The 15,560-nt window shown below is 68.9% G+C and carries 10 protein-coding genes; 3 read left to right on the top strand and 7 right to left on the bottom strand.

What is annotated here, in order from left to right:
- Nucleotides 1-22 precede the first annotated feature (22 nt).
- Nucleotides 23-883, top strand: coding sequence for a ChaN family lipoprotein (locus ACWV14_RS04320; RefSeq protein ID WP_454906469.1), 861 nt, complete (start codon nt 23-25; stop codon nt 881-883).
- A gap of 63 nt (nt 884-946) precedes the next feature.
- Here the strand turns inward: ACWV14_RS04320 and ACWV14_RS04315 are convergent, their stop codons facing one another.
- From ACWV14_RS04315 to ACWV14_RS04305, 3 genes are all read right to left on the bottom strand, one after another.
- Nucleotides 947-5,419, bottom strand: coding sequence for a beta strand repeat-containing protein (locus tag ACWV14_RS04315; RefSeq protein WP_454906471.1), 4,473 nt, complete (start codon nt 5,417-5,419; stop codon nt 947-949).
- A 91-nt stretch (nt 5,420-5,510) separates the two neighbouring features.
- Entirely contained in the window at nt 5,511-6,899 is a 1,389-nt protein-coding gene (locus ACWV14_RS04310) for a CsgG/HfaB family protein (protein WP_454906473.1), read from the bottom strand.
- A 17-nt stretch (nt 6,900-6,916) separates the two neighbouring features.
- A complete protein-coding gene (locus tag ACWV14_RS04305) occupies nt 6,917-7,498 on the bottom strand; it encodes a hypothetical protein (protein WP_422084805.1) in 582 nt (193 codons plus the stop codon).
- 173 nt (nt 7,499-7,671) lie between these two features.
- Between ACWV14_RS04305 and ACWV14_RS04300 the strand changes: the two genes are divergently transcribed.
- Nucleotides 7,672-8,040 carry a hypothetical protein gene (locus tag ACWV14_RS04300; protein WP_454906475.1) on the top strand — a complete coding sequence of 123 codons (369 nt, stop codon included), beginning with the start codon at nt 7,672-7,674 and terminating at the stop codon, nt 8,038-8,040.
- 53 nt (nt 8,041-8,093) lie between these two features.
- On the opposite strand, the gene ACWV14_RS04295 is transcribed toward ACWV14_RS04300, so the two are convergent.
- Nucleotides 8,094-9,428: an aminotransferase class III-fold pyridoxal phosphate-dependent enzyme gene (locus ACWV14_RS04295; RefSeq protein ID WP_454906476.1), complete on the bottom strand. Its 1,335-nt coding sequence runs from the start codon at nt 9,426-9,428 to the stop codon at nt 8,094-8,096.
- Between the two features lie 70 nt (nt 9,429-9,498).
- Between ACWV14_RS04295 and purU the strand changes: the two genes are divergently transcribed.
- Nucleotides 9,499-10,365 (top strand): formyltetrahydrofolate deformylase, encoded by an 867-nt coding sequence (gene purU, locus ACWV14_RS04290; RefSeq protein ID WP_422084802.1) that lies wholly within the window; start codon nt 9,499-9,501, stop codon nt 10,363-10,365.
- A gap of 1 nt (nt 10,366) precedes the next feature.
- Here the strand turns inward: purU and ACWV14_RS04285 are convergent, their stop codons facing one another.
- The 3 genes from ACWV14_RS04285 to ACWV14_RS04275 form a co-directional block, all read right to left on the bottom strand.
- A complete protein-coding gene (locus ACWV14_RS04285) occupies nt 10,367-10,741 on the bottom strand; it encodes a YXWGXW repeat-containing protein (protein ID WP_454906478.1) in 375 nt (124 codons plus the stop codon).
- Nucleotides 10,742-10,865: 124 nt separating this feature from the next.
- Nucleotides 10,866-12,131 carry a GDSL-type esterase/lipase family protein gene (locus tag ACWV14_RS04280; protein WP_454906480.1) on the bottom strand — a complete coding sequence of 422 codons (1,266 nt, stop codon included), beginning with the start codon at nt 12,129-12,131 and terminating at the stop codon, nt 10,866-10,868.
- Between the two features lie 122 nt (nt 12,132-12,253).
- Complete coding sequence (locus tag ACWV14_RS04275; RefSeq protein ID WP_454907827.1) at nt 12,254-15,547, bottom strand: carboxyl transferase domain-containing protein; 3,294 nt, start codon at nt 15,545-15,547, stop codon at nt 12,254-12,256.
- Between the last annotated feature and the right edge of the window lie 13 nt (nt 15,548-15,560).

Genomic DNA, 15,560 nt, shown 5'->3' with positions numbered 1-15,560 from the left:
GCCGAAGGCCTAGTATGGCGCGATGGCTCTTTCACGACTCTCGCCCGCGCGGGCTCCCCGCATCCCCGTTCTCCTGATCGCCACGCTGGTTGCGGCCACCCTCGCTGGCTGCTCGGCGTTGTCGTCCGAAGCGCCCGAAGCCCCCATCGCGCGCCGGGTCGACGCAGTGCTGCCGGTCGACGCCCTGCTGCTCGGCGAGCAGCACGACGCGCCCGAGCACCATGTCATCGAGCGCGAAACCGTCGAGGCGCTGGTAGCGCGCGGCCAGCTTGCCGCGCTGGCGCTCGAGATGGCGGAAGAAGGCCGCGGCACCGCGCACGTGGCGCCCACCGCCAGCGAAGCCCAGGTGCAGGCCGCGCTCGACTGGAGCGAAAAGGCCTGGCCCTGGGCCAGCTACGGCCCGGCCGTGATGGCGGCCGTGCGCGCGGGTGTGCCCGTGGTCGGCGCCAACCTGCCGCGCGCCCGCATGAAAGACGCGATGGCGGATGTCTCGCTCGACGCGCAGCTCGGCAACGAGGCCTATGTCGCGCAGCAGAACGCGGTGCGCGAGGGCCACTGCAAGCTGCTGCCCGAGTCGCAGATCATTCCCATGACCCGCATCCAGGTGGGCCGCGACCGCGCGATGGCGCAGGCCGTCGTCAAGGCGCGGCAGCCCGGCAAGACAGTGCTGCTGATCGCAGGCTCCGGCCATGTGGTGCGCACGCTCGGCGTGCCGCAGCACCTGCCGAACGACGTCAGGATCGCCACGGTGCGGATGCTGGCCGCGCCCACGCTGGCGAACGTGGTGCCCGGCGAATACGACCGCATCTGGCAGACGCCGCCGCTGCCCGAGAAGGACTACTGCGCCGAGCTGCGCCGGCCCGCCAAGGCGAGCTCGCAGTGAACGAAAAAAAGCCGCGGACCCTGTACGGGCCCGCGGCTTTTGCAGCCTGCCGGCGGCGCGGCCTCAGCGCGTCGCGATCGACGACACCGACGAGTTGCCCGTCGCCGATGCGGTGATCTGGTTGCCCGTGGTGCGCAGCGTGCTGTTGCCCACGGCGCCCGTCGCGCCGATGCCCACGCTCACGCCGGTCACGGTCGCCGATACCGCGCCGGTGTTGACCTGCGAGCTGGCGATGGCCGCGCTCGGCGTGCCGCTGTTGAGCGCGGTCTGCGTGATGCGGTTGGTGGCGCTGTTGCCATAGGCCTCGGCAGTCAGGGTGTTGCCCGTCACGCCGACTGTGCCGAGCGCCGTTCCGACCGGGCCGCCGGTCGAGTTGAGCGCCACCATGTAGCTCGCGCCCGAGCTGCTTGCCGACACCGCGCCGTCATTGGTCTGGCTGTTGCGGATGGCGGCAGCCGCGCTGACGTTGAGCGCGGCGGGTGCCAGCACCACGCCGGACGAGCCTTGCGCCGCAAGCCCGCCGTAGCCGCTGCCCGCGCTCGACTCCAGCAGGTTGGTGGCCGCGTTGCCGCGTGCAAGGGCGCTGGTCGTGTTGGCGTTGAGCGCCACCGAGCCGCCGTTGAGCGGCGAGCCAGCCGTCAACGCCACGTTCGCGGCGGTGCTGGCCGTTGCCATGACGTCAGCCGTGCTGGCCTGGGTGTTGACGACGCCACCGGACGCCCCCTGCACTGCACTGCTCACCAGCGACAGCGTGTTGGCGGCGCGGTTGGCCGATGCCTCGGCCAGCGTGCTGTTGTTGGCAATGCTGAGCGAGCCGCCGGCCAGGCCTGCCGTCACCGGCGCGGGCGTGCCGCCGTCGTCGTTGTACAGCTTCGTGCTGGCCGTGCTCGTCACCGTCGAGGCCGCGGTCTGCTGGTTCAGCAGCACATGGTCGCCGCCGGCCGCGCCCGCGCCCAGAAGTGCGACGGAGCCCGCCGCGCTCGAAGGCGAGGTGTTGGTCGAGGCCACGCTCAGCGTGTTGGACACGTCGTTGATCACCGCCAGCGACACGTTCTTGTTGCCCGACAGGTCGATGCGGGACGACGTCGAGGCCACCGGCGCGAACACCTCCATCGTGGAAGTCGAATCGACGTTCTTCGTCGTGCTCGTCTGTGTCGACTGCAGCGCCGTGCGCGCGGTGATGTTGCCGCCCGCCAGCGCGACGCTGTTGCTCGCCGTGTTGGCGATGGCCTGCGAGCCCTGCGCGTTGTTCGAAGCGCTCAGCGTGGCGCTGCTGATGTTCGCGCCCGGTGTGGTGTCGATACCGAAGGCGCCCGTCACGCTGGAAGAAATCGTGCCCGCGCCGCTCACGGCCTGGACGTTCGACACCGCGTGGTCGGCGTAGGCCGCGTTACCCAGGATGCCCCCGCTGGACACGATGGCAGGGAGCACGCCGCGCACGGCGATCGTGTTGCCATTGACGGCCACGCTGTTGCTGGCCGAGTTGCCCGTTGCGGAGCCGCTCGCGATGTTGCCGCTGACGGAAATCGCCTGGCCCTGCACGGCGAGCCCGTCGATCTTCACCTGCACGCCGCTCTGGTTCGCGCGCGTCGCGGCCGGCGAGCCGATCTGCGCGGTGACGTCGGCGCTCGTCTGCTGCAGGTTCTGCACCGCACTCGTGGTGGCGACACCGTTCGCGTCGATGCTCACGCCATTGGTCGCGCTGTTGCTGTTGGCCTCGGCGACGGTCGTGTTCTTGTCGGCGTTCACGCTGGAGTTGACGACGTTGCCGACGATGTAGGTCTGCACCTCCGGCCCGCCGCTGCGCGTGGCCGAGACGGAGCCTTGGCCCGACTGCGCGTTCTGCACGCCGAACGCCGCATTCACGCTGGCCGTGCCGCCCGCCACGCTCGCGCCTGGCGGCTGCAACGGAAGAGTGGCGACCAGCGTGGTGATGTTGTTGCCCGTCACCTTCACCGTGTTGCCCGTCGCGCTGTTGCCATAGGCCAGCGCCTGCGTGGTGTTGCCGGAGCTGGACACCGTGGCGTTGGTGACGTTGCCCGAGATCACGGTGCGCACCGGCGTCGCGCCGCTGGCATCCGCCGAAATCTGCGTCGTGCCGCCGGCCACCGACTGCACGTTGGTCACGTTGGCCACGTTGGTTCCCGAAAACAGGCCCAGGACAAACGGCGTCGAGCTGCTCAGGTTGTTCAGGTCCAGCGTCAGGCCGTTGGCCGCGTTGTTGCCGAAGGCTTCGGCGCCAAGGGCATTGCGGTCGTTCGCCAGCTTGCCTCCCGCGGTCGTGTCGCCGAGGTTGCCGGCCACACCGACCGCGAACGCGTTCAGGCCGGGCGCCGTGGGCACGCTCGCCTGGGCCTTCACGCTGGCCTGCACCGACTGGTCGCTGAGGATGCCGAAGGCGGCATTGACGGTCGGCAGGCTGCCGGCATTGCCGTCGAACGGCAGACCGCCGGCGCCCACGGTGACGGTGGAAGCAAGGCCCCCCGCGGTCACCGCGGCCACGTTGAGCGCATCGACGCCCAGCGTGTTGGTCGCCGAGTTCCCGATGGCACGGGCGAGCTGCTTGTTGTCGGTCAGCGCGATGCTGCTCGCGCCGCCGGTCAGATTGCCGTTGGCGCCGACCCTCGCCTCCGCATTGCTCAGCGTCGCGGTGACGGTCGAGTTGGCGTCGCCCATCTGCACGTTGGCGATGCCCGCGCCGGTGCCGAGCGTCGTCTTGGTGGCGAGCTTCAGCGTGTTGGTGGCGCCGCTGCCGAGCGCCGAAGCCTGCTGCACGTTGCCGGTCACTGCAAGCGTGCTGTTCGCGATGGGCGAGTTGACCAGGTTCGCACCCGCCAAGATCTGGGAGCCGTCGTTGGTCGCATTGACCGGGCTGCCGTAGTTGCCCTGCAGGCTGGTGATCGTGGCGGCGCCGCCGGCCGAGACACGGCCGTCGTTGGCGGTGCCGCCCGTCAGCAATGCGGAGGCACTGCCGAGCGTCACCCCGCTCGCGTCGATGGCAAGAGTCTGGCCGATCTGGTTGCCCGTGGCCGTTGCCACGGAGCTGTTGCCGGCCACCGAAACAGGGGCGTTGTTGGTCGTGCCGCCGAAGCCGGTCAGCACCCCGATGTTCGACGGCCCCACTTCCGCCGTGATCGGCGACTGGTAGTTGGCCTGCTGGTTCGACAAGGCGCTGGTGCCCTTGAACGTGCTCGAGCCGTCTGCGCTGGAGATGGCGCTCGACGCGGCGTTGCCGGTGGCCGTGGCCGTGATGGCGTTGCGCTGCAGATCGACGGCGCCGCCGCTGGCAATCGACTGCACCGTCGCGCCCACCAGCGCGTTCGTGGTGCTGCTCTTGATGCCCACGCCGATGTTGCCCTGGCTGTTGACGACGGCCAGGTCGCTGTTGACGTTGGTGATCACGCCCACGCCGTTGTGGGTGCTGTTGTTAAGCGCCGTGGCCGGCGTGCCGCTGCCGGCGACCGACACACCGTCGATCACGATGCGATTGCCCGCGGTTCCCGCCGTGGCGCCCAGTGCCTCGTTGCCCGTGGCCGCGCTGGAGATCGTGTTGTCCTGCACCGCCAGCTTCGACTGCAGCGTGTTGGAGCCACCGAACAACGCTCCGGAAACCACGCCGTCGATGATCGAGCCATCATTGGTCGCCGAGTGCGTGACGGCGCCCGCCGTGGCGTTGTTGTTCACCTGCAGGTTGGAAACCACCGCCGAGCCCGTGAAGACCGGCGCGCCGCCCGAGACGATGGCGGCGGTGCTCGTCGCGCTGTTGCCCTTGAGCACGGCCGAAATCGAATTGCGTTCGAGCGACGCGCCAGCGGCGATGGAGCCCGAGCTCGGCAGCAGCCACAGGTCGACGCGGTTGCCCCGGCTCTCTGCGCTCGAGCTGGCGCCGGTGGCCGACTGCAGCGTGGTCACGACGATGTTGCCCTTGGCATCGAAGAGCTGCGGCGCGCCCACCGGATAGCCGAGCACGGCCGAGCCGGCGAGCGCGGTGCCCGATGCGGCGGCCGTGCCGAGCACCAGCGACGTGCCGTTGTTGAGCGTGGTCGTGGCCGAGATCGTGTTGTCCGCCGCGGCCACGCTGCCGGCCTGGATCGTGGTGGAGTAGTTCCCCATCGCGCTGGTCTTCACGCTGCTGGTGATCACGCCGCTGTTCTGCGAGAGCGCGAGCGCCGCGGCGCTGCTCACCGGCGTGGGCTGCGAGCCGGGGGCCGGCGCTATCGTGCGCACCTCGATGTTGCCGGTGGCCTTGGCGCTGATCGCGTTGCCGTTGGTGTAGCTCGAGGTGGGGGTCGTTCCCGGCGCGCCGATGGTGGTGACACCCACCGTGGCGTTGGTGATGGACGCGTTGGCCGGGCCGCTGTTGGTCTGCGGATTCACCTCGGTGCTGGTCCCCGTGACCGAGGGCACGAACGCGCCACTGACCGCCGTCTCGGCCGCGTGCGCGCCGGTGGCGATCAGGACCATCGCAACGGCCGAGCCGATGCTGCTGAGTGCGGGCCTGCGTGCGGCCCCGCTGCGGATCTTGCGTGTTTTCATGACATGTTTCCTCGGATTTTTGAGAACGATGGGGCGAAGCGTGTGGAACAGATTTCAGGGGACTCGACTTGCTGGATGAATGCGCGGCGGCTCAGCCCCCTTTGCCGGCGCCTTCGGAAGGAATGGAGGTGGCGCTGCCGACCGCCACGCTGCCGATGCGCAGCTTGGCGATCTCCTGCAGCCCCGGGCCATCGCGGTGGATCGACGTATCGGCCGCATCGGGCCGCCAGGTGATGCTGATGGCGCCCGGTGCCACGCCGCGGTTGGCCAGCGCCGAAGTGACTGCGGCAATGCGCTGATCGGTCAGCTCGTCGCGCTTGCGGGCGTCCCAGTTCTCGGTGTCGCGCGCCACCAGCACGATGTCGGTCGCGCCCTTCTTGGCCAGGCCAGCGATCTGGTCGATCAATGCGAGCGAGCTGCCGCCGAGCGTGGTGGCGCCGAAGTCGAACGGCACCTGCGTGGCCGTGCCGGTCAGGCGGGCGCCGCCAGGGCCGCCCGCGTTGACGGCCACGCCGCCCTGCACCACCGGCGAAGTGACCGCCGCGCCGCCCGCCGTGGCATCGCCCGGGTTGTCGACCTTGCGCAGTTGGTCGGCGGGCACGGTCGGAATCGGCTCGCCGCCGCCCGGGCGCATCGTCATGCAGGGCCGATGGTCGACCTGCGTGACGGCCGCCATGAGCCGCACCACGCCTTCTTCCAGCGCGGCACGCACGCCCATCTGCACCGGCTCCTGGCCCTTGGCGCCGATGTCCACGTCGTACAGCTTGCTGCCGAAGAAGCGGAACACGTTCAGGCCCACTTCATAGCCGTTGAACTGCTTGGTGAGGCTCACCGTGCGCACCACCATCAGCGACTTGGTGTCGACGATGCGCAGGTCCACGCTCACCGACTGGCTGAAGGTGCGCGCCTTCACGCCCACCTGGTTCACCGCGAACTCGGCGCCGCCCGAGTTGATGTTGTAGTTGAGCTCGGTGATGCCGCCGACGATGAAGTAGTCGGACTTGTTGATGGTGCCGCCGAAGTACGGCATCCACGGCACGGTCTGCCCGCCGTTGGGTCCGCCGAGCTGGTGCGTGCGGCCGTCGCCGAGCTGGCGGCGGTCTGCATACGCGAGCTCGCGCTCGGCGATCACCGGGTCGAAGCGCTCCGCGATGCTCACCGCGCCGCCGAGCTTGCCGAGCGCCGAATACACCATCAGCGCGCCGCCCTGCGTGATGGCATTGCCTTCGTTGATGCTGTACTTGCCGGTGTAGTCCTTCACGTCGCCCACGCCGACGACGATGGGCGGGCGCCGCGTGGCCGCGATGTGGTCGGCGTAGCACGCGAGCACGGCCTCCATCGGCGTGACGTTGTCGCGCACCGAGGGTCCGAGCACCACGGGTGCTTCGTTGGGCGCAAAGCGCTGCTGTGGCGCAGAGACGCAACCGGCGAGCGCCACGGTCGCGACCGCGGCGAGTGCGAATGTTTGGGTGATGTGCATGTCGCTTGCCCCGGTTTTCAATTGAGCACGCCGAAGGCGCACGCCGAGCTGCCGCCCACGCTGGCCGTCTGCGCGCCGGTGTTGCCCTGCGTCGAGTTCAGCGCCTGGTTGGCCGCGCCCTGCACCTGCGTGCTGGTGCCGCCGACGACCGCCGAGCCGACCGCACCGCTGTTGGCCTGCGAGGTGCCTACTGTCGCGCCGCCCTGCGAGCCCACGGCGCTGCGGCTGTCGTTGCCCGAGGCGTTCGAATTCGCGCCCGCGTTCGACGGCGAATTCGCGACCGTGCTGTTGTTGCCGTCGTTGCCGGTCGAGGTGGCCGAGACGTTGCAGTTGTATTGCCGGCCGATGGTCGTGTTGTAGACCGGGGCGGCGTAGTAGCCGCTCTTCTGCTTGCGGATCATGTCCTGCACGGCCGCCTGGTTGACCTTGTCGGCGCTCGTCTGGAATTGCCACGCAGCGTTCTCGCCGACGTTGTTGGCCAGCGCCATCGAAGAAGACGCGCAGCCGCAGGCCGCGAACGCAAGTGCGATCAGCCTCGGAACCCGACGGCGACGACGGCCGGCCTCAACGAGACCGGCATGGAAAAAGACGCGCTGCATGACTGCTCCTCTCTGGAATTCGCTCGCCTTGAATCCGCAATTGAATTCACGGGCGAGGCGTTTCGCGAGAGGGGATGCTAGAAACGGCAAGAAGCTGCCGGTATCCCGAGAATCGGTAGAAGTGGTGGGAACAAACCCGTGCATGCGCGGGCGCGCTGCGACAGAATCCGGCCATGCCGCGCAACGCCATCGCACCCCATCGCCGCCTTCATTTCGCGGGCATCGCGATCCTCGTCGCGGGCTGGATCTGCGCTGTGATGGTCTACATCGTGGCGAGCGGCAACGACGACGCGACAGCGGCCGATCGCCGCGTCATCGACGGGCAGGTGTACGTGGTACCGCTCGAAACATCGAAGCGCGAACAGCAGGAAATGGAACGGCTGGGCGGAAAAGCGACCGTGTGGATGGCCGAGTCGGCGACCTGGCTGGGATCGCTGTGGCACGGCAAGCGCCTTGCCTTCACGCTGGCGCTGCTGGCTACCGTTATCGGTGGGTCCTGCGTGTACCTCGCGGGCCTTGCCGCGGAAGAAGTGGACGGGTAGCCAGAGTCCGGTTCACGCCGCCGCGGTGCCGCGGCGGCGTATGCGGGCAGCCGTCAGGCGTGCGCCTTGATCGCGTCCGCCAGCGTGTTCACCAGCGTGTCGATGTGCGACTTTTCCGCGATGTACGGCGGCGCGATCACCAGCACGTCGCCGGCGGGGCGCACCAGCGCGCCCTTGTGGAAGCAATCAAGGAAGACTTCGTAAGCGCGCTTGCCCGGCGAGCCTGCGATGGGTGCGAGCTCCACCGCAGCGGCCATGCCCAGGCTGCGAATGCCGATGACGTTGGGCAGGCCCTTGAAGGCGCTGTGGAAGGCATCGCCCAGCACCTTGCCCATTTCGCCTGCACGCGCGAACAGGTTCTCCTGCTTGAACAGGTCGAGCGTGGCAATGGCCGCGGCGCAGGCCACCGGGTGGCCCGAGTAGGTGTAGCCGTGGAAGAACTCGACCACGTGCTCGGGCGCATCGGTCTTCATCATCGCGTCGTAGAGCTTGTCGCGGCAGATCACGCCGCCCAGCGGAATCACGCCGTTGGTCACGCACTTGGCGAAGTTCAGCATGTCGGGCACCACGCCGAAATAGTCCGACGCGAAGTTGGTGCCCATGCGGCCGAAGCCGGTGATGACCTCGTCGAAGATCAACAGGATGCCGTGCTTGTCGCAGATCTCGCGCAGGCGCTTGAGGTAGCCCTTGGGCGGCAGGTACCAGCCAGCCGAACCGGCCACCGGCTCGACGATGATCGCCGCGATGTTGCTCGGGTCGTGCAGCGGCAGGATGCGGGTTTCGAGCTCCACCAGCGGGTCTTCGGCCCACACCGGCTCCTCGTTGTGGATGTAGGCGTGGTTCACCGGATCATGGATGAAGCGCATGTGGTCCACGCGCGGCAGGAAGGCCGAGCCGAACACCTTGCGGTTGCCCGGAATGCCGCCCACCGACATGCCGCCGAAGCCCACGCCGTGGTAGCCCTTCTCGCGGCCGATGAACACATTGCGGTGGCCTTCGCCGCGCGCGCGGTGATAGGCCAGCGCCACTTTCATCGAGGTGTCGGCGGCTTCCGAGCCCGAGTTGCAGAACAGCACCTTGTTGAGGTCGCCGGGCGCCAGCGAGGCAATCATTTCCGCCGCCTTGAACGCCTTGTCGTTGCTGACCTGGAAGGCGGTGGCGTAGTCGAGCGTGTCGAGCTGCTTCTTGATGGCCTCGTTGATCGGCTTCCTGTTGTGGCCCGCGCCCACGCACCACAGCGACGAGATGCCGTCGATCACCTTCTTGCCGTCGTGGGTGGTGAATTCCATGCCGTCGGCCGCGACGAACACGCGCGGATCCTTGCGGAAATGACGGTTGGGGGTGAAGGGCAACCACTGGTTGTCCATGTTGAAGTCCTGGAAGGCCATGTCTCGCTCCTGCGGGTTGTGGGGTCGGGGAAAATCGCGATTCTGGCACCCCTGCGACAATTCCACCCAGATGACGACCTCTACGCCTACCTCGCCCGCCTACATCCTGAACCTCTCCTGCCCCGACCGGACAGGCATCGTGCACGCCGTCTCGGGCTTTTTGCTCGAGCGTGGCGCCAACATCGAAGAGGCAGCCCAGTACAACGACCACGGCACCGGCCTGTTCTTCATGCGTGTGCGCTTCGCCTGCGGCGACCACAGCGAAGCCGCGCTGCGCGAAGAGCTGAAGACCTTCGCCGCCGGCTTCGGCATGACGCTGCAGCTGCACGCCGCCGCCGAGCCGATGAAGACCGTGCTGCTGGTCAGCAAGGAAGGCCACTGCCTCAACGACCTGCTGTTCCGCTGGAAGAGCGGCCTGCTCGCCATCGACGTGCGCGCCATCATCTCGAACCACCGCGACTTCTACCAGCTGGCCGCCAGCTACAACGTGCCTTTCCACCACATCCCGGTGACGGCCGCGACCAAGGCCCAGGCCGAGGCGAAGCAGCTGGAAATCATCGAGGCCGAAGGCGCCGAACTGGTGGTTCTCGCGCGCTACATGCAGATCCTGAGCAACGACCTGTGCCGCAACCTGGCCGGCCGCGCGATCAACATCCACCACTCGTTCCTGCCCAGCTTCAAGGGCGCCAAGCCCTACTACCAGGCGCACGACCGCGGCGTGAAGCTGATCGGCGCCACCGCCCACTACGTGACGGCCGACCTCGACGAAGGCCCGATCATCGAGCAGGACGTGACCCGCGCCGACCACACCGACACGGTGGAAGACCTCACGGCACGCGGCCGCGACACTGAAAGCCAGGTGCTGGCCCGCGCGGTGAAGTGGCACAGCGAGCACCGGGTGCTGCTGAACGGCCACCGCACCGTCGTCTTCCGCTAGTTCAGTTCCTGTAGGGGTTGTTCGGCCGGCGGTCGTAGCGGTCGGGCACGCCGTCACCGTCACGGTCCCAGCGGCCGGCGCTGTACACCCAGCGGCCGCCGTCCTGGCGCCATTCCGGCGCACGGTATGCATAGCCCGGACGGGCACGCACCCAGCCGCCGCCCACCCACACGTGGCGGCCACCACGCCATTCATAGTGCCCCGGCGCCCAGACGAAACCGCGGCGCGGCGGCGGCACGCGTTCGAAGCGCGGCGGAGGCGGCGCCACCTGGACGGTCACCACGGGTTGCGCCTGCGCGGCGGTGGGAACGGTCAACGCGCCTACCGACAGAAGCGAAGCCGTACCGATGGAAAGAGCCAATGCGATTTTTTTCATGAAGGACTCCTCATGAGTTGTTGGAGGAGCCTTCATGCTGCCGGGCTCATGTGAACCGCCTGTAAGCGGGACACGAAGTCTTATGTAGAGCTGTTTCGCGATCCACGCTGCGAATCGCGCATGCTCACTCGAGCAATTCCTTCAGGTCGACGGCCGCCGCCATCGCCGCATGCCCGGCCTTGTTCGGGTGCAGATGGTCGCCGCTGTCGTACTTCGGGTTCAGCGCGAGCGGATCGGCGGGGTCGCGCAGGATGGCGTCGAAATCGATCACGCCGTCCACGTCCTGCCGGCCGCGGATCCAGGTGTTGACCGCGCCGCGCATGGCCTCGGTCGCCTGCGTCCAGTAGGGCGTGTTCCGGAACGGCGGCACGGTGCCGATCATCAGCTTCACGCCCTTTGCGCGTGCCTGCTTGATGAGCTGCTCGAGCCCTTCGGTGATGCGCTCGGCGGTGGGCGCCTCGGACGCGGTGTGCGGGAACCCCGGCACGTCGGCGAACGCTCCGCGGCCGATGTCGTTGGTACCCATCAGCACGATCACATGCGTCACGCCGCTTTGCGCCAGCACGTCCTTCGCGAAGCGCGACATGCCGCTGGGCCCCGAGCTGTCGAGCAGCAGCCGGTTGCCGCCGATGCCCATGTTGATCACCGACAGCCCCGCTGGCACCTGCGGGCTGTCGCGCAGCCGCGTGGCCAGCATGACGGGGTAGGAGCCGCCGCTGGCGTCGTTGCCGCCCGCAGTGATCGAGTCGCCGAAGGCCACCACGACGCGGGCCGGCTGGCTCGTCATCACGTCGAGGCCGGTCACGATGTGGTTGAGCGCCAGCGGCGCCGCGCCTTGCAGCCTGGGTGTCCCGGTGCCGTTGCCAGGGGCGACCCAACTCGTGCCCTGGCCGTTCTGGTGGATGGTCGCGAAGGGCGTCGGCTGGTCGAGGTAGGTGCTCACCGCCAGTGTTTGTCCGGCCTCGGCCTTCAGGTCGATGCCGTCGCTCCAGGCATCCGCGCCCGGGGCAATGGTGAGGCTGCCGCGGCCACCGAAGCGCAGCACGCCCAGCGTGGCCGGAGACACCGCGTTCCCGCCGGTGACCAGCCCCACGCTCGCCGCGGCGATGCGCAGCGGCGCCTTGCCGAAGCGGTTGGAGAAGCGCACGCGCACGCGGCTTCCGTCCAGCGCGGGCTGCACCAGCTGGCGCAGCGTCTGGCCGCGAAACACATGCTTGCCGGGCCCTGCCAGCGGTGCGGTGGTGGGGTTCGCCATGAGTTCGCTGAACGCCATGGGCGCCGCCGCCCAGCTTGCGACCCAATGGGCCTCGGCGGGCTGCCGGGGCGGCTGGCCGGCGGATGGCAATGCCCACACGCCGGCACCCACCGCGGCAAGGAGCAATGCGACCATCCAATGCGTTGCGGCGCCCGCGCAAGACCGGGCCCGCCAACGTGAAATCAATTCCATGCGCGCAAAGCCGCCCAGTTTACGGAGCCGCCTTTACCCCGGTCGTTACGAGGTCTAGCGTGCGGTTACCAGGTGTCCACGTAGGGCGAGACCGGTTCGTGGCGCCCCGCGGCCGAATCCAGCCCGCGCACCAGCCAGGTGCGCGTGTCCGCCGGGTCGATCACCGCGTCGATCTCCAGGGTCTGCGCCATGTGGATCGCCTCGCCGTTGGCGTACTGCTGCGCCACGAGCTTCTTGAACAGCGCGTCGCGCTCGGCACCTTCCGGCACGGCGGCCAGTTCCTTGCGGAAACCCAGCCGCACGGCACCTTCGAGGCCCATCGCCCCGAACTCGCCGGTGGGCCAGGCCACCGTGAAAACCGGTGCATCGAAGCCGCCCGCCGTCATCGCCTGCGCGCCCAGGCCGTAGCCCTTGCGCAGCACCACCGCGAAGAACGGCACGCGCAGATGCGACGCCACCATGAACATGCGGCACACATGGCGCACCTGTGCCTGCGCCTCGATTTCAGGGCCGACCATGAAGCCGGGCGTGTCGCACAACGAAACAATCGGAAGCCCGTGCGCATTGCAAAGCTGCATGAAGCGCGCGGACTTGTCTGCCGCCTCGACGTCGATCGCGCCGCCCAGGTGATGCGGGTTGTTGGCCATCAGGCCCACCGGCCTGCCCTCGATGCGCGCCAGCGCGGTGACCACACCCGCGCCGAAGCCCGCGCGCAGCTCGAGCAGCGAGCCGGTGTCGGCCACGCCGCGCATGGCCGCGCGCACGTCGTAGACGCGCAGGCGGTTCTCGGGCACCACGTGGCGCAGCATGCGCGGGTCGGCGCATTGCCAGTCGGAGGTCGGGCCCTGGAAGTACGAGAGATATTGCTTCGCCGCCGCCACGGCAGCCGCCTCGTCGTCCACCAGGATGTCGATCACGCCATTGCGCGACTGCACGCTGCTCGGCCCGATCTGCTCGGGCGCGAAGGTGCCGAGACCGCCGCCCTCGATCATCGCGGGGCCGCTCATGCCGATGTTGCTGCCCTTGGTGGCGATGATCACGTCGGCGCAGCCCAGCAACGCCGCGTTGCCCGCGAAGCAGCGACCATGCACAATGCCGACCACCGGCACCTTGCCCGACAGCGCCGCGAACTGGCTGAAGGTGTGGTTGTTCAGGCCCGCGACGATCGGCATGTCTGTATCGCCCGGCCGCCCGCCGCCACCTTCCGCGAACAGCACGACCGGCAGCTTCAGCTGGTGTGCCACCGCCAGCAGCCGGTCGGTCTTGTGGTGGTTGCGCATGCCCTGCGTGCCGGCCAGCACCGTGTAGTCGTAGGCCAGCACCGCGCAGCGCGATGCCTCGGGGCCGAACTGCTTCGCGTTGACGCTGCCCAGGCCGGTGACCATGCCGTCGGCGGGCGTGTTGGCGATCAGGTCTTCCAGCGTGCGGCGGCGCGTCTGCGCGGCGATGGCGAGCGCACCGTACTCGATGAAGTTGCCGGGGTCGGATGCGGTGTCGCACAGGTCCGCGATGTTCTCGCGCGCGGTACGGCCGCCCTGCGCATGGCGCTTGTCGACGGCGGCCTTGCGGTTGATGTCCAGCGTGGGCGCGTGGCGGTCGATGACCTTCTGCAGGTCGGGGCGGATGGTGTCGAGGTCGTGCTCGGTGCGCGCCTCGGCCTCGACCGCCTGCGCATCGACGGCTTCGAGCTGCACCAGCGACTGGCCTTCGACGAGGTAGTCGCCGGGCGCGGCCAGCAACGCGACCACGCGGCCGGCGACGGGCGCATGCAGCAGGTGCTCCATCTTCATCGCCTCGAGCACGCCTAGCTGCGCGCCGGCCGGCAGCACGTCGCCCACGGCGACTTCGAACTGCACGAGGCGCGCGGGCATCGGCGCCTTCACCGTGAGCTCGTCAGCGCCGTCGTCCGTCATGGCGGCTTCGGCTGCAGGCGCGACGACCGCCTTCCTTGCCAGCTTTTCAAACGATGCCGAGGCCGCGAGCAGATCGCCCAGGTGCGCCTCGACGAAACGGGTGTGCACCGCCTGCGTCGCGAACTCGGGCCGCGCGGCAATGGCACGCAGCAGCGACAGGTTGGTGGCGATGCCTTCGATGTGGCATTCGTCCAGCGCGCGCAGCGAGCGCCGCAGCGCATCCGCGAAACGTGGCGACGGCGAATGCACGATCAGCTTCGCGAGCAGCGTGTCGTAGTGCGGCGAAGGCGCGAGCCCGGCATAGCCATGCGTGTCGACGCGAACGCCCGGCCCCGCGGGCAGATCGAAGCGCGCCAGCGTGCCGCCCGAAGGCCGCGCATTGCCCTGCGCATCGAGCGTCTCCGCATTGATGCGCCACTGCACCGCAAAGCCGCGCTGCGGCGCCGTGCGATCGGCCTCCACGCCCAGCACGCCGAGCGGCTCGCCCGCCGCCACCGAAATCTGCAGCTGCACGAGGTCCAGCCCCGTCACCGCCTCCGTCACCGTGTGTTCCACCTGCAGGCGCGGATTGGCTTCGATGAAGACGAAGGGCAGCGTCGACGATTCCGCGTCAACCAGAAATTCGAAAGTGCCGAGCCCGCGATAGCCCACCGTCTTCGCCATGCGCAGCGCGGCCTGCGTCACCTGCGCGCGCAAGGCTTCGGGCAGCGAAGGACTGGGCGCGATTTCCACCAGCTTCTGGAAGCGCCGCTGCAGCGTGCATTCGCGCTCGCCCAGGCTGGCCACCGACTGTCCGTCGCCCAGCACCTGCACCTCGATGTGCCGCGCGTTGCGCATCAGCCGCTCGACATACACGCCCTCGATGCCGAAGGCCGCCTTGGCCTCCGACATGCAGCGCGCATGCGCCTGCGCAAGCTCCTGCGCATCCAGCACCGCGCGCATGCCGCGCCCGCCGCCGCCGCCGATGGCCTTGACCATCACGCCCGCGCCCTGCGCGTGCTGCTCGGCAAAGAAGGCCTGAGCCTGAGCGAGCGTCACGGCGCCGGCGCTGCCGGGCATCACCGGCACGTCGCATTGCGTGGCCAGCGCGCGTGCACGCGCCTTGTCGCCGAACAGGCCGAGTTGCTCCGGCGTGGGGCCGATGAAGACCAGGCCGGCGTCCGCGCAGGCCTGCGCGAAGTCGGCGCGCTCGCTGAGAAAGCCGTAGCCGGGATGCACCGCATCGCAACCCTGCGCCTTCGCCACCGCGATGAGTGCCGCGACATCGAGATAGGCGGAAGGCCCGGTGGCATCGAGCGCCACCGCCACGTCGGCCAGTTGCACGTGCAGCGCCGCCGCGTCGTCGCGCGCATGCACTGCCACGCTGGCGATGTCCAGGTCGCGCAGCGCGCGCACCAGCCGCACGGCAATCTCGCCGCGGTTGGCAATCAGAACTTTGGAGAACAGCAAACGGAACCTC

Source organism: Variovorax durovernensis (assembly GCF_977011995.1).
This window is presented reverse-complemented; position numbering and strand designations above follow the sequence as displayed.

Coding starts and splice junctions, on each gene's coding strand:
- ACWV14_RS04320 (WP_454906469.1), top strand. CDS start 23: ATGGCTCTTTCACGACTCTCGCCCGCGCGGGCTCCCCGCATCCCCGTT.
- ACWV14_RS04315 (WP_454906471.1), bottom strand. CDS start 5,419: ATGAAAACACGCAAGATCCGCAGCGGGGCCGCACGCAGGCCCGCACTC.
- ACWV14_RS04310 (WP_454906473.1), bottom strand. CDS start 6,899: ATGCACATCACCCAAACATTCGCACTCGCCGCGGTCGCGACCGTGGCG.
- ACWV14_RS04305 (WP_422084805.1), bottom strand. CDS start 7,498: ATGCAGCGCGTCTTTTTCCATGCCGGTCTCGTTGAGGCCGGCCGTCGT.
- ACWV14_RS04300 (WP_454906475.1), top strand. CDS start 7,672: ATGCCGCGCAACGCCATCGCACCCCATCGCCGCCTTCATTTCGCGGGC.
- ACWV14_RS04295 (WP_454906476.1), bottom strand. CDS start 9,428: ATGGCCTTCCAGGACTTCAACATGGACAACCAGTGGTTGCCCTTCACC.
- purU (WP_422084802.1), top strand. CDS start 9,499: ATGACGACCTCTACGCCTACCTCGCCCGCCTACATCCTGAACCTCTCC.
- ACWV14_RS04285 (WP_454906478.1), bottom strand. CDS start 10,741: ATGAAAAAAATCGCATTGGCTCTTTCCATCGGTACGGCTTCGCTTCTG.
- ACWV14_RS04280 (WP_454906480.1), bottom strand. CDS start 12,131: ATGGTCGCATTGCTCCTTGCCGCGGTGGGTGCCGGCGTGTGGGCATTG.